This is a genomic window from Streptomyces sp. NPDC026206 (genome assembly GCF_040638465.1).
Classification (GTDB): domain Bacteria; phylum Actinomycetota; class Actinomycetes; order Streptomycetales; family Streptomycetaceae; genus Streptomyces.
Window position 1 is genome coordinate 544,121 of record NZ_JBEZYL010000002.1, and the last position, 13,550, is coordinate 557,670.

Here is a 13,550-nt window from a genome sequence, read left to right on the forward strand (position 1 = left end):
CGGTGCGTACGCCCCGGTCATTCCCCCGTGCGTATCATCAGCTGCGACGGGCCGTGGAAGACCAAGTCGTCCGCGTACCGCACCGGTTCCTCCGACAGGGCCAGCCGGGGCAGGCCCCGCAGCAGTTCGCCCAGGCCTGTCTCGGCCTCGGCGCGCGCCAGCGGGGCGCCGACGCAGTAGTGGATGCCCATCCCGAAGCCCGCGTGCCGGCGCGCGTCGCGGCGGATGTCCAGCCGGTCCGGGTCGTGGAAGTGCTCCGGGTCACGGCTGGCCGAGCCCAGCACCAGGGTGACCTTGTCGCCCCGCAGGATGCGCCGCCCGCCGACCTCGTCGTCCGCACGGGCCCACCGGCTGATCATCTGTACCGGCGAGTCGTAGCGCACCAGCTCCTCCACCGCGTCCCGCATCAGCTCCGGCCGCGCACGCACCAGGGCGAGCTGGCCGGGGTGGGCGAACAGGGCCAGCAGGCCCTTCGCCACAAGGTTCGTGGTCGTCTCGTGGCCCGCCGTGAGGAGGTGGATGCAGGTGCCGACCAGCGCGTCGTCCCCCAGCGGCAGCTGTTCCTCCGCGTGCAGCATGGCCGCGATCAGATCCGCCGCGTTGGGGCTGCGGCCCGCCCTGCGGCGGGCCAGCTCGGCACGGAAGTACGCCTCCAGCTCCCGCGCCGCCGCGTCCGCCACCCGGAACGCGTCGGGCCGCCGCGCCACGCGTGAGCTGGTGGCCTGCTGGAGATCCACGGCCTGCGCCCGGAACCACGGGCGGTCCTCCCGGGGCACGCCCAGCAGCTCGCTGATGACGAGGATCGGCAACGGAGCGGCGAAACGGTCGACCAGATCGGCGACGGGCGACCTGGCCAGTTCCGCGGTCAGCCCGGCCGCGAGCTCCCGGATGCGGGGGCGCAGCCCCTCCACGATGCGCGGCGTGAAGCTCTTGGCCACCAGCGCGCGCACCCGTGTGTGCTCCGGAGGGTCCATGAAGACCATCCAGTTGGCGGTGGTGCGCCGCAAGTGGGGGCACTCCTCGGGCAGCCGGGAGGGCAGGGCGCCGCGCCCGTAGTCCCGGCTGGTCAGGACCCGCGCCACATCGTCGTGGCGGAAGAGGTACCAGGCGCCGTCGGACCGGTGGACCGGGTCGCCCTCCCGGTAACGCCGGTAGAGAGGGTACGGATCCGGGAGGTCGACGTCCGCCGTCCGGAACGGGGGCAGGCCCTGCGGGCTCCGGCCGCTCACCGCGCACCCCGCACCATGTCCGCCCACGCGCCCGGGTCGGCGGGTGGTTCCGCACCGCACCAGGCGACGTGCCCGTCCGGGCGTACGAGCACGTACGGGCTGCCGTAGAGCTCAGCCACCGCACGGTGGCCCTCCAGACGCACCATCTCCAGCGGTACGCGCCGCCGTGCGAAGGCGTCCTGCGCCGCCTTCTCCGGCGCCTCGGAACCGTGCGCGTCGGTGAAGCACAGCAGCACGAAGGCCCGGCCGAAGAGATCGAGCGTCGATGTGCCCCGGCCGAGCCACGCGTGCGGTGCCCGCGCTCCGGGGACGGCCTTCGTCCGCCAGTCGCCCTCGCCCCGGTCCTCGATCGACGACGAGGTGTACCGGAACCCGAAGTGCACGTCGGGCGAGTCGAATTCGCGGTGGACTCCACCGCGCTCCATCCCGGCCGCCAGCTCCGCCCTGGCCCTGGCGCCCTCCGCCGAGTCCAGCAGGATCTCCGCGGGCAGTTCACGGCGCACCGTCCGCATCAGATGGACGTTGGCCTCCTCCAGGCTGCGCTCCGCCACCGGGCGGCGCTCGGCCCCGTAGGTGTCGAGCAGCCCCGGCCCCGCCCACCCGGCCAGCGCCCCGGCGAGTTTCCAGCCGAGGTCGGCCGCGTCCGCTATGCCGGTGTTCATGCCGAACCCCCCGGAGGGCGAGAGGGTGTGCGCGGCGTCCCCCGCGAGCAGCACCCGGCCGTCGCGGAAGCGGTCGGCGATGCGGTGCGTCAAGTACCAGACGTTCTCGGAGACGATCTCCACAGGGGTGTCGAACGCGAGGGCCGCACGCACCATGGTCAGGGCGTCCTGCCCGGTGGCGGCCTCCCCCTCCCGCACCCCCACCGTGAGCCGGTACAGCCCCTGTCCGTCCATCGAGCGCAGCGGGAACCGCAGCGCCGGCGGCCGGGTGAGGAAGTACACCAGGGCGTTGTGCGAGCCCAGCAGCGCACGCAGCCGGGGGGCGCGGAAGAGGATGTTGCGGAAGACCCGTGTGGCGTGGCGGCGCGGTGCCCCGATGCCGGCCGCCTTGCGTACGGGCGAGGAGGCGCCGTCGCAGGCGACCAGATAGCGCGCCCGGACGCTCAGGCGCCTCCCGCCGTCCGCCAGGTCGGTGAGCGTGGCCGTCACCCCCTCGTCGTCCTGGGTGAAGCCGTCCAGCCGGCACCGCAGGCGCAGCGGGCCGCCGGGGTGGACCCCCACCTCCCGCGCCAGCAGGGGCGCCAGCCAGTGCTGCGGGCACGGATGCTCCGGCTCGGGGGTGTACGCCGGCTCCGGCCGGTCGTCGGCCGTGCCGAAGCGCAGGCGGTGGATCTCGTGGCCGCCGACCGCCGTGACCCAGGCGATGTCCAGCGGGTGGTCGCCGGGCCAGCCGGCGGCGCGGATCCGGTCGGCGACGCCCCAGCGGCGGAACAACTCCATCGAGCGCGGGCCGACCGTGCCGACCTTGGGGTGCCCGATCGTTCCGTCCGAGGCCTCCACCTCGATGCAGGCGACGCCCCGGTACTTCAGGTCCAGGGCCAGCGCCATGCCGACGGGGCCCGCGCCCACGACCAGCACATCCGTGTCGAAGTTCCTCATGACTGTTCCCCCTTCCGGCGGAAGAAGTCGGCGTAGAAACCCATCATGTCGGCGACCTGTCCCGGCACCGGCCCGCACTTGTCCGCCGCGGCCGCCGCGTGCTCGAAGCGCAGCGCGAGCGAGCGCCGCGCCACATCGGGGCGGGGGGTGAACGCGGGCGCGGCGTCCAGCTCGAAGGTGGGGCCGGCCGTGCGGCCGCGCCGCCCCGACTCCATCGTGACGAGCAGCTCCGCCAGTGGGCGCATCATGCCGGTCATCACGTCGATCGAGGCGTTCATCAGCTTCGAGCGGCGCAGACTGCCGTCCGGGCTCTCCCCGAAGTGCTGCACCATCAGCTGCAGCATCAGGTGGTACGAGCGGTTGAACAGCCGTGCCACCGCCCGTGCCTCGGGGTCGGTGATCTGGTCCTTCGCCGCGTCGCCCGCGCCCAGCGTCGGATTGCGCAGCACCGGGTAGGCGGGGTTCCACGGCAGCAGCCTGCCGTGCGGCCCGGCGACCCGCTCGGTGGTCAGCAGCTCGCCGATCCGCAGGAAGCTCTGGAAGTGGGAGGTGTCCGAGGGCGCGGCGGGGCCCAGGACCGAGCCCTCGCCCTGCTCGCTGATGAAGTCCACGGCGAACAGCGCGCTGGAGAGGTCGTCGACCTCCAGCTGATAGTCGGGGTGGGTGTTGTTGACCGACTCGCGCATGAACACGTGGTGTTCCCCGCCGCCGCGCCCCTTCTCCACCAGGAACAGGTCCGGGACGCGCTGCAGCCCTGCACGGATGCCCGCGTACAGCTCGCTGACCGAGCCCCAGGAGAAGCCGAGCGGGTGGACCGCCTCCAGTCGGGGGCCGCCCTCGCGCCGCACCTCCGGTGTGAGGCCCGCCGGCTGCTCGATGGAGATGTACCGCTGCACGCTGCCGATGCTCAGCCCCTCCAGTGCGAAGTCCAGCGGCACCGGCAGCTCGCTGTTGAGCGTGGCGAAGTCGATCACCGGGACGTGGAACGGCTCGCCCATCGCCATGATGATGTTGTTGACCAGCAGGAAATGGATCATTTCCTCACGGGCCACGTCCAGCAGGACACCGCGGATCCCGTCGTCCAGCGTCGCCCCGCCCTGCCCGCACGCCAGTTCCAGCTGCTGCGCCGTCCACCGCCCCCGCCGTACGTACTCGCGTCCCGCGCCGTGGGTGGGCACCGAGAACGCCGCGTAGAGGTACTGCAGCATCACCGCAAGCTCCAGCGTGGCCGCCTGCTTCAGCGCGTTCCACAGCTCGCCCCGCGTGGCGATCGCGGGCTCCGTGCCGAGCACCGCGGGGGCGGTGACCGGCGGGCGCACCAGCGCCTGCTGGTTGCGCAGATAGGCCAGCAGCAGGCGGGCCTTGGGGTCGGAGAGGTCACGGGTCGGCGGCATGTAGTACGTCTTGGCCTTGTTGCGCGGGTCGCACATCTGCCACACCAGCTCCGCGTACGTCTCGACCTTGCAGCGGTCGGCGAGGCTGAAGACCTCGGAGCGCATGAACGAGGAGAAGTGCTCGTAGTAGGCGAAGATCTCCCGGTGCAGCAGAGCGAAGTCCACCTCCTCGCGGGGGACTTCGTCGAGGTGCCAGTCGTCGGGCAGGACCCGTACGGCCAGGGTGCCGGCCCCCGCCCAGTAGCCGAGCGCGTCCTCGTCGTCGTACGCCGCCCATGCCGAGCCCGGGCCGCCGGGGTCGGCGTGGGCCGGCTCCGGCGGGCAGCTGCCGGGGCCGGCCGAGAGCAGGACCCGGCAGGTGCCCGCCCGTTCGCCGCGCAGGGTGAGCAGCCCGCGCCCCTGTTCGTCGGTCTCGACGACGCACTCCTCGGCGTAGGCGTCACCGCCGCCGCGCACGCCCAGCACGACCGCGTCCCCGCAGCGGGCGGCCGGGCCGCCCGCGACGGCGTCCGCGGGCAGGGCGCGCGGGTTGTGGAACTGCCGGACGCGCACCGGTCCGGCGCTCGCCGGGCGGCCGCGCACGAAGGACCGCAGCGGCACGTGCACCGCGTGGTCGCGGCCCCGGGCGCGGTCGCGGTGGTGAACCACCACCAAGGCCTCGTCGCTCTGGATGTTGACCTCCCGCTCGGTGAGCAGCGTCATTCGTTCCCCCGCGGGTCCCGTGCCGGTCAGGCACAGCGCCTCGTCCCCGGCCGCCTCCCAGCCGGGCTCGGCGGGCACGGTGACGAGGCCCGCGGTGAGCCCGGCGGCCACCTCGCCGTACGAGCCGGCCGGTACGCGTGCCACGAGCCGGCCGGAACCGGCCGTCCGCAGCTCCAGGTCACCGGCGTCCAGCGGCGGGCCGAGCCGGTGCAGCGGCCCGGGGCCGGCCTCCCGCGCCCGGCGGGTGAGGGGCACGGCGGAGATCATGTCGAGCCCGGCGCGCCCGCGTGCCACGTCCACCGTGAGGTGGTGCAGCCCCCCGCCCGCCCCCGGGCGGGGGGCGAGCAGCCGGCCGGCCGGGTACGTGCGCATTTCGTGCGCGTACCAGGGGGCGATCGTGCCGCGCACCCGCCAGTGGCTGGGCGCGTCCGGGACGAGGGGCGAGGACATGTCGTCCAGTGCGAAGCGGACCACGAGGCCGTCCGCCCCGCCCTCCACCGCCTCGCGCAGCGCGCCGACCGCGGGGGAGAGGCGGGCGTCCGGCAGCCACGCCGGCCCGTCCTCCGCTCCACCGGGGCCGCCGGCCGCACCCTGGGCCGTGACCACGAACTGGTGCACGGCGCAGTAGCGCAGCTGCGGGGCCAGGACGTGATCGCCCACGTCGAGGATGTGCCCGAAGTCGACCCAGCGCGGCGGCTGGAGGCCGCCGACCGGGCCCGTGAGCATGTACCCGTCGTCGTGCGAGCGCCCCAGACGGCCGAAGCCGAACCGGCCGATCATCACAGCGGTGGTCCAGCGTGAGGCGGGGTCGAGGTCGAAGACGCGGGCGCGGTTGACGGTCGTGCGCAGGTAGTCGTTGTAGTGGCCCCAGACGTCGACGCTGCGGCCGACGACCGGGTCGGCGGTGTCCGGCGGCCCGTCCGTGACCTCCGCCGACACGATGCGGGCGTCCATCCAGAAGTGCCCGTTGCCGTCGAAGTTCCAGCCCTTTGCGGCGCTGAACTCCCCGCCCGGGCAGGGCCGTCCGGAGGCGTCGAAGCGCGGGCCGCGCCGCTGCAGGTAGTCGTGGTACTCGGCGGCGGGCCGGTCGGCCGGGAACGGCCCGTCGTCGGTCAGGGCCCGGTTCGCGGCCAGGTCGGCCAGCCCGCTGCGCGGGCCGGTCGGCAGCTTCGTCGTGGCGGTACCGGCGAAGTGCAGCCTGGGCAGGTCGAAGACGCTCATCACAGCGCTCCGGCGGGGTTGGGCCGGCCGGAGACGGCCGCGGGGCGGTGGGCCGGCTCGTAGCGCTCGACGGCCTCGACGGCCCGCAGCGCGGACTCGATCGCTCCCTCGATCCAGGCGGGCGCGGTCGAGCAGTGCTCGCCGGCGAAGAACAGCCGGTTCACCGGGCGGGCGGCCCGCAGGCGCTCCTGCTCGCACTCGGCGGCGTTCTTGCCCCAGCGCGTGGTGCAGCCGCCGCCGCTCCAGGGGGAGTCCCCCCAGGCCACGCTCACGGCGTCCAGCACCATGCCGGGCGTCATGAGTTCGGGGTGGACGACGCTGAGCTCGTCCAGGACGACGCGGTGCCGGCGGCGGGCCGACATCCGGCCCAGCCGGGCCGCCTCGTCGCCGATCGTGTAGCTCGCCAGCAGGGCCGCCCCCCGCCCCGGGTCGCCGTCGGCGGGCGGGTAGTACGTCTGCCGGATGCGCCCGCCGGTGAACGAGGCTCCGCCGCTGATGCCGCCCTCGCGCCAGAACGGCTCCCGGCAGTGCAGGGCCACCTTGGTGGCCGGGCAGTAGACCACGTCCCGCAGGACGGCCAGCTTGTCCTCGTCCAGGCCGCTGAGGCGCATGCGGCGCATGGCGGGGAAGGGGACGGTGCTGACGACGAAGTCCGAGCGCTTGACGACCGTGCGCCCGCCCGCCCGGACATGGACCAGGACGTGGTCGCCGCGCACGTCGATCCCGGTGACCCGGTGCTCCCGGGTCACCGGGCGGCGGAGCCGCTCGGCCAGCCGGTGCGTGAGCTGGTCCATGCCGCCGTGCAGCCGCAGCAGGTCGGGGCTGGTCTCGGCGAGGATGTCGTCGAGGAAGCCGTTGAGCCTGGCGCTGCAGCCGGCGCGCAGGCCCGGGTGCGCGGAGAACAGGGAGTGCAGGTCGACCCGGTCGCGGGCCGGCCCGCGCAGGTGCCCGGTCAGGTCGACGCGCGCCACCATGTCGAGCAGTTGGCGGCGCAGGTCCTCGCGGAGCGTCTCGCGCAGGTCCGGTGGGGCGATGGCGTCGACGATGGCCGTGAGCCACGCCCCGAAGACGACGGTGCCGTGGCCGTAGTGGTGGCCGGGCAGGTGTCGTTCCAGCTCGCGCCGGAAGTTCTCACGCAGCGGGCCGGCCGCCTCCCGGATGCGAATGAAGCCGTCCGCGGTCTGGAGGAATGCGTTCTCCTCCGACATCAGGGTGGTGAAGGCGCGGAGTTTTCCGTCGAGCCCGGTCCGCCGAATGTATTCCAGCGTGTGGTGGTGGTGCGTCGGAATGCGCATGGCGCCGAGTTCCACGGATGGTGCGCCGGGGCTGTCGCCGAACCGGTGGGTGTGGATGCGCCCCCCGATGCGGGTGTTGCCCTCCAGGACCTCGACGCGGTAGCCGAGCCGCTCCAGCTCGTACGCCGCCACGAGACCGGAAATCCCGGCTCCGATGACGGTGACCCGACGACTGCCCTGTTCGAATTTATTGGGCGTGTGAACATGCCAAATTTGCGAGCTGCCGGACATTGAAGCTTCCCCCCGTACACCTGCATGTATTCCCCGTTTGAGCCTACATAGAGTTTTCATATACGTAGGCCCTGCACAATGATATTTCAGGACACCTTCAAGCCCGCATCCCTTTTCCGGGTGGCGACGACAAACGCGTAGACGTCATACGCATAAAAGCGGTCCGGGATCATCCGGATATACGGTGGGGCAATGCGCCGGATTCAAGACGGCCGCGCCTGGCGGTCGCCTCACAGGACGCGGTACTCCTCCGTGTCACCTACCCGTACTCCATCGGGAGTACGGAGAAGTCCGTACCCAAGTACGACGACGGAGGGGCCGGGGGCAGGCATCGTTGAAGGCATGGAGCACGAGGGGACCGACCACAGAACCGCACCGGACCACGGGGGCGGAGCCGACCGCGGAGGCCCGGCGTGAGCGCGCTCGTGGCATCAGTGCTGCTGTGCCTGGTGTCCGCAGTCTGCTACGCCGGGGCGGCCATCGTGCAGGAGCGCGTCGCCGCCACGAGCGCGGGCGGCGCGTACGCACCGCTGCGCCGGCCGGGGTGGTGGGCGGCGGTGGCGCTGACCGGCCTGGGCGCCGGACTGCACGTCGTCGCGCTGGCGTACGGGCCGCTGAGCCTGGTGCAGCCGCTGGGCGCGCTGACGATCGTCTTCGCCCTGCCGATGGCCGCGCTGTTCGTCCACCGGCCCGTCGGAGCGGCCGGCTGGCGCGGCGCGTTCCTCGCCACCGCTGGCCTGGCGGGTCTGCTGAGCCTGACGGGGCCGCCGGAGGCCGAGTCCATCGACGGCACGCAACGCCCGGTCCTCGCGGCCGTGGTACTGGCCGCCGTGGCCCTGCTGGCGCTCGCCGCGCGCTGGGTGCGCCGGCCCGTCGTACGCGGCGTGGTGCTGGCGACGGCGGCGGGCGCCGCCTTCGGAATGGGCTCGGTCTTCACCAAGGCCGTGGCCGAGGACTGGACGACCCGCGGCGCCGGCCCGGTGGTCCTTGCGCCGAGCCTGGGCATCATCGCACTGTTCGCCGCGGCCGGGATGCTGCTGTCGCAGGCCTCCTACCGGGGCGCCGGCCTCGCCGCCCCGCTGGCGACGCTGACCGTCGTCAACCCCGTGGTGGCGGCCGCCGTCGGCATCGTGGCGCTCGGCGAGGCGTTCCGCTACGGAGTGACGGGCGGTCTGCTGGCGGGAGCGGCGGGCGCGGTGGCCGCCGCCGGGGTCGTGGCGCTCACGATCCAGCACACGACCCGGACCCGGGTCCCGGAATTCGCCGTGCCGGTCCTGCGTGGGCCCGATGCGGTACGGGTCCCCGGGCCCGATGACGTAGAGGTACCTCTCCTGCCCGGCGCCCGGCAGCCCGGGCGTTGTCTGGTCTGCACCCCTTCGGGCCCGAAGTCCGACTGAGCCCGGCCCGAAGGGGCTCTCGCCGCCCGGCCCGAGGCGGCATGGCGTCCGCGGGGCATGACGGGTCACCATGGTGATCCGGCCGACCCCTCCTTCAGGAGCCACCGTGGACTTCGACGTCGTCGTGGAGATCCCGCAAGGCAGCCGCAACAAATACGAGATGGACCGCGCGTCGGGGCGTATCCGCCTCGACCGCATGCTGTTCACCTCGACCCGTTACCCGGCCGACTACGGCTACATCGACGGAACGCTCGGCGCCGACGGGGAGCCGCTGGACGCCCTCGTGCTGGCCGGCGACCCCACCTTCCCCGGCATCGTCATCCGGTGCCGCGCCATCGGCATGTTCCGCATGCGGGACGAACAGGGCGAGGACGACAAGGTGTTGTGCGTGCCCTCCGCGGACCCCCGGCACGAGCACGTGCGGGACCTCAGGCACGTGCCCGAGTTCGACCGGCTGGAGATCCAGCACTTCTTCGAGGTGTACAAGGAGCTCGAACCCGGCAAGTCCGCCGCCTCCGCCTGCTGGGCCGGCCGCGACGCCGCCGCGACCGAGATCGTCGCCTCCCGGGTGCGCGCCGAACGGGCGGGCGGGAGCGCCCGCTGGTGACGCGGTAGAGGCCGGCCGATGCGGTAGACAGGGGACATGGCCACGACCGGCCCGCGAGCCGGGCCCGCCCCCGCCGCCACGGGCACCGCACCCCCACCGCGCCGCGCCGCAACGCCGGCGGCCGTCGCCGTCGCCTACGCCGTGCTCCAACTGTGCTACGCCGTCGTGCACATGGACCTCGGCTGGGACGAGACCGTCTACCTCTCGCAGGTGGACCCCCGCACCCCCGCCGCCTTCTTCAGCGCGCCCCGCTCACGCGGCATCACCTTCCTCGTCGCGCCCCTCGTCGCCGTCACCTCCTCCCCGGCCGCCCTGCACGTGGCGCTGGCGCTGCTCTCCTCCGCGGCCCTGTACGCCGCGTTCAGGACGTGGGAGCCGCTGCTCGGCCGGGGCCGCGTCGCACTCGCCGCGCTGCTGTTCGCCGGACTGTGGATCACCGTCCTCAGCGGCCCCGAGATCATGCCCAACCTCTGGGTCGCGCTGGCCTCGGTCGCCGCCGTGGGCTGGTTCCTGCGCGCCCGCGCCGCCGGTCCCGGCCGCCGCGCCGCCCTCCTCGGCGTCACGGGCGCACTCGCCGCCACCATGCTCCTGCGCGCCCCCGACGCCGCCTGGCTCGCCCTGCCCCTGCTGGCCGCCTGCGCGGCCGTACGGCAGTGGCGGCGGCCCACCACCGTGGCGGCCGTGCTCGGCGGGCTCGCGCTGGGCGGTGCGCCATGGGTGGCCGAGGCGTACGTGCGATTCGGCGGCATCGGCCGGCGGCTGGCCGTATCCAGCGGAACCGAGGGCGGCATGGGCGAGAACCCGGGCGCCGGGCTGCGGGCCGCCTACCGCTCCCTCAACGGCCCCCAGCTGTGCCGCCCCTGTCACATCGCGGGACCCTCCGTGACCCACTCCCTGTGGTGGCTCCTGCTGCCCGCCCTGGCCGCCGCGGCCTGCGCGCTCGCCCTCACCGGCCGCCGCTGCCCCGGACAGGCGGCCGTCACCTGTCTGCCCGTGGCCTGCGCGCTCGCCCTCGCCGCGCCCTACCTGCTGCTGCTCGACTACTCCGCGCCGCGCTTCCTGCTCCCCGCCTACGCGCTGCTCGCCCCGCCGGTGGCCGGAGTGGCCTTCCGTGCGGCCGGGGCGGCCCGCGCGGGCCGCACGCGAACGGCCGTCACCGCGCTGCTGTGCGCCGTGCTGGCCGCCCATCTCGCCGTGCAGACCGAGGAGCTGAGGGTGAACACCGCCGACGCCCGCGACACCACCGTCCGCTACCGCCGGGCCGCCCGCGAGCTGCACCGCCTCGGGCTGGCGGCCCCCTGCCTCGTCACCGGACCGCGCGCCCAGCCCGTGGCCTACGAGGCGGGCTGCGCCTCCGCCCAGACCGCGGGCAACAACCGCTCGCACACCGCTGCCGACATCGTCCGCAAGGCCTCCCGCATCCCGACGGCACTTCTGTTCGACACCAACGACCCCTACCTGCCCTCCTATGCGCGCGAGTGGCATCCCCACCGCCTGCCGGGCACCGACTGGATCGCGTACCTCCCCTGACGGGCCGCGGCGTCAGGCCTGCCGCAGCAGCGCGGCCAGATGGCTGTCGACGTCGAGCTGTCCGCCCTCGCCGCCGGCCGGCACCAGCGCGTACGACCGTGCGAGGAAGGCGCGCAGCTCGGGGGTGTCGATCTGCACCATGGCCACCCCCTCCTGCGCGTGGAACTCCAGCACCGTGCGGTGCGGCCCGCAGGGCCACACCCGTACGTCGCCGCCGCCCGCCGAGCGCAGCAGTCCCCGGGCCAGCAGCTCGCGCGCGAAGGCCCATTCGACCTCGGCGCCGTCCAGCGAGGCCGCCGCGGGGAAGGCGATGCGCACGGCGAACGGGTCGGTGCGCTCGTACCGCAGATGCGCAGGGACCGTCCGGGACGGTGGGGCCGACGCGATGATCCGTGCCTGGACGGGCTGTTCGATGACAGTGGACAACGCCAGCTCCCTTGCGATTGTGTTCCGGGTGGTGCGCTTCCGTGCCGCGTGCGACGCCGCTCTACGACCGACTTCCACTTCTACGAAGGGTGAGACGGTCGATCGATCGCGGTAGTGCACATGAATCCAGCGTGAGCTGCGTCACTCGCCTTGAAAAAGAAGACATTTGCCTTCTTCGTCTACGAACTCAAAGGAATACGGCCAAGCTTGGGCGGAACCGGTTCAGTGCGGGACAGGCAGGACCGCCAGCACCTCCCAGCCTCCCCCGGCGACCGGGCCCGCAGTCAGGGAACCGCCGATCGCCTCCACGCGCCCGGCCACGCCGACGATGCGGTGCACGGACGCACCTTTTACTATCCGGATTCCATGGACGGCTCCGTCCGGGCTCCGCTAGCTTCCGCGCTCATGAAGTGTATGAAGCGTATGAAGCGCACGGGGCAAAAGAGGCACAAGGGAAACACAGGAACAGGGAAGAGGCTGCGCACCCTGCTCGCGCCGGCCTGCGGGGCCGCTCTCGCCGCGGCCGGGACCGCGCCGGCGCACTCCGTGCCGCAGCCCACGCCGCAGCGCTTGTCGTGGGAGGCGAAGGACAGCGCCACCGACGCCCGCTTCCGCGGGCTCGCGGCGGTGAGCCGCTCCACGGCGTGGGTGGCGGGCACGAAGGGCACGGTCCTGCTCACCCGGGACGGCGGCCGGGGCTGGCGCGACATCTCACCGCCCGGCGCGGGGGCGCTGGAGTTCCGGGACGTGGCGGCGTTCGACGCGCGGCACGCGGTCGTCCTGGCCATCGGCGAGGGCGAGGCCTCCCGGATCCTCCGCACGGACGACGGCGGCGCCACCTGGACCGAGACGTTCCGCAATGCCGATCCGAAGGCCTTCTACGACTGCGTGACCTTCTTCGACCGGCGCAACGGCATAGCGCTCGGCGACCCCGTCGACGGCAGGTTCCGCGTCCTCGCGACCGGGGACGGCGGCCGCAGCTGGCGGGTGCTGCCCTCCGGCGGCATGCCCGAAGCGCTGCCCGGCGAGGCGGCGTTCGCCGCGAGCGGCCAGTGCGTGGTGAGCTCCGGCCCGCGGGACGCGTGGATCGCCACCGGCGGCGGCGCCGCCTCCCGCGTGCTGCACTCCGCCGACCGGGGCCGCACCTGGACCGCCACCCGGGCGCCCCTGCCGGCCGACGACCCGGCGCGCGGCGTCTTCGCCCTCGCCTTCCGCGACCGTGACCACGGCCTGGCCGTCGGCGGCGACTACCGCGCCGGGCAGCCCTCGGAGCGGGCCGCCGCCGTCAGCGCCGACGGCGGCGCCACCTGGAGCACGGCCGTCCGCCCGCCCGCCGCCTACCGCTCCGGCGTCGCCTGGCTGCCCCACAGCCGCACCACGGCCCTCGCCGTCGGCCCGACCGGCAGCGAGGTCACCACCGACGGCGGCCGCACCTGGAACGGCTTCGGCACGGGCTCGTACGACACCGTCGACTGCGCGCCCGGGGGCGGCTGCTGGGCGGCAGGGGAGAAGGGGCGGATCGCCCGGCTGGCGGTGCGGTCAGGACGGTAGCTCCTGGCGGTACTGCTCCAGCGCCGGTGCGGTCTTCGTCGCGACGAACTCCGTGACGGTGTACTCGCACACCCCCGCCACGGTGAACGGGTCGCTCCGGGTGATCTCCTCGATCTTGGCCCGGTCGTCCCCGAGGGCGATGATGATCCCGCCGTCGCGCGGCACCTTGCGGCCGGAGGCGATGAAGACACCGGACGCGTAGTGCGCGTCCAGCCAGGCCACGTGTTCTTCGAGAGCGGCGTCGATCCGCTCGATCGGGGCGATGTAGGTCAGTTCCAGTACGAACATGATCGACAGGCTACGCCGCCGGCCGGCGGGCGGGGAGTCCCCCGTCCGGCGCGCCGCGCCCGTCCCGTAGCGTGGGCC

General features: G+C 73.8%; 10 protein-coding genes. 4 read left to right on the top strand and 6 right to left on the bottom strand.

Going from position 1 to position 13,550, the window contains the following annotated elements; translation table 11 throughout:
- Positions 1-17: 17 nt before the first annotated feature.
- From AB0F13_RS05890 to AB0F13_RS05905, 4 genes are read right to left on the bottom strand one after another with little or no spacing between them, the layout of a single operon-like run.
- On the bottom strand, positions 18-1,229 hold the full coding sequence (locus AB0F13_RS05890; RefSeq protein WP_362075760.1) for a cytochrome P450: 1,212 nt from the start codon (positions 1,227-1,229) through the stop codon (positions 18-20).
- Positions 1,226-2,830 (bottom strand): FAD-dependent monooxygenase, encoded by a 1,605-nt coding sequence (locus tag AB0F13_RS05895; RefSeq protein ID WP_362075763.1) that lies wholly within the window; start codon positions 2,828-2,830, stop codon positions 1,226-1,228. The genes AB0F13_RS05890 and AB0F13_RS05895 overlap by 4 nt, the downstream gene beginning before the upstream one ends.
- Complete coding sequence (locus tag AB0F13_RS05900) at positions 2,827-6,147, bottom strand: ferritin-like domain-containing protein (RefSeq protein ID WP_362075766.1); 3,321 nt, start codon at positions 6,145-6,147, stop codon at positions 2,827-2,829. Before AB0F13_RS05900 ends, AB0F13_RS05895 begins: the two co-directional genes overlap by 4 nt.
- Positions 6,147-7,673 (bottom strand): NAD(P)/FAD-dependent oxidoreductase, encoded by a 1,527-nt coding sequence (locus tag AB0F13_RS05905; RefSeq protein ID WP_362075769.1) that lies wholly within the window; start codon positions 7,671-7,673, stop codon positions 6,147-6,149. Before AB0F13_RS05905 ends, AB0F13_RS05900 begins: the two co-directional genes overlap by 1 nt.
- A 413-nt stretch (positions 7,674-8,086) precedes the next feature.
- Between AB0F13_RS05905 and AB0F13_RS05910 the strand changes: the two genes are divergently transcribed.
- From AB0F13_RS05910 to AB0F13_RS05920, 3 genes are all read left to right on the top strand, one after another.
- Positions 8,087-9,070, top strand: a complete 984-nt coding sequence (locus tag AB0F13_RS05910; RefSeq protein ID WP_362075772.1) for a DMT family transporter — start codon at positions 8,087-8,089, stop codon at positions 9,068-9,070.
- A 106-nt stretch (positions 9,071-9,176) separates the two neighbouring features.
- Positions 9,177-9,677 (top strand): inorganic diphosphatase, encoded by a 501-nt coding sequence (locus AB0F13_RS05915; protein WP_362075775.1) that lies wholly within the window; start codon positions 9,177-9,179, stop codon positions 9,675-9,677.
- A 36-nt stretch (positions 9,678-9,713) separates the two neighbouring features.
- Positions 9,714-11,207, top strand: coding sequence for a hypothetical protein (locus AB0F13_RS05920; protein WP_362075778.1), 1,494 nt, complete (start codon positions 9,714-9,716; stop codon positions 11,205-11,207).
- Positions 11,208-11,219: 12 nt separating this feature from the next.
- Here the strand turns inward: AB0F13_RS05920 and AB0F13_RS05925 are convergent, their stop codons facing one another.
- The gene (locus tag AB0F13_RS05925) at positions 11,220-11,633 is read right to left on the bottom strand and encodes an SsgA family sporulation/cell division regulator (RefSeq protein ID WP_362075780.1); all 414 of its coding nucleotides are present in this window, start codon (positions 11,631-11,633) and stop codon (positions 11,220-11,222) included.
- A 486-nt stretch (positions 11,634-12,119) separates the two neighbouring features.
- Between AB0F13_RS05925 and AB0F13_RS05930 the strand changes: the two genes are divergently transcribed.
- On the top strand, positions 12,120-13,184 hold the full coding sequence (locus AB0F13_RS05930) for an oxidoreductase (RefSeq protein ID WP_362076071.1): 1,065 nt from the start codon (positions 12,120-12,122) through the stop codon (positions 13,182-13,184).
- On the opposite strand, the gene AB0F13_RS05935 is transcribed toward AB0F13_RS05930, so the two are convergent.
- The gene (locus tag AB0F13_RS05935) at positions 13,173-13,472 is read right to left on the bottom strand and encodes a YciI family protein (RefSeq protein WP_362075783.1); all 300 of its coding nucleotides are present in this window, start codon (positions 13,470-13,472) and stop codon (positions 13,173-13,175) included. The two genes, AB0F13_RS05930 and AB0F13_RS05935, sit on opposite strands and share 12 nt — an antisense overlap.
- Between the last annotated feature and the right edge of the window lie 78 nt (positions 13,473-13,550).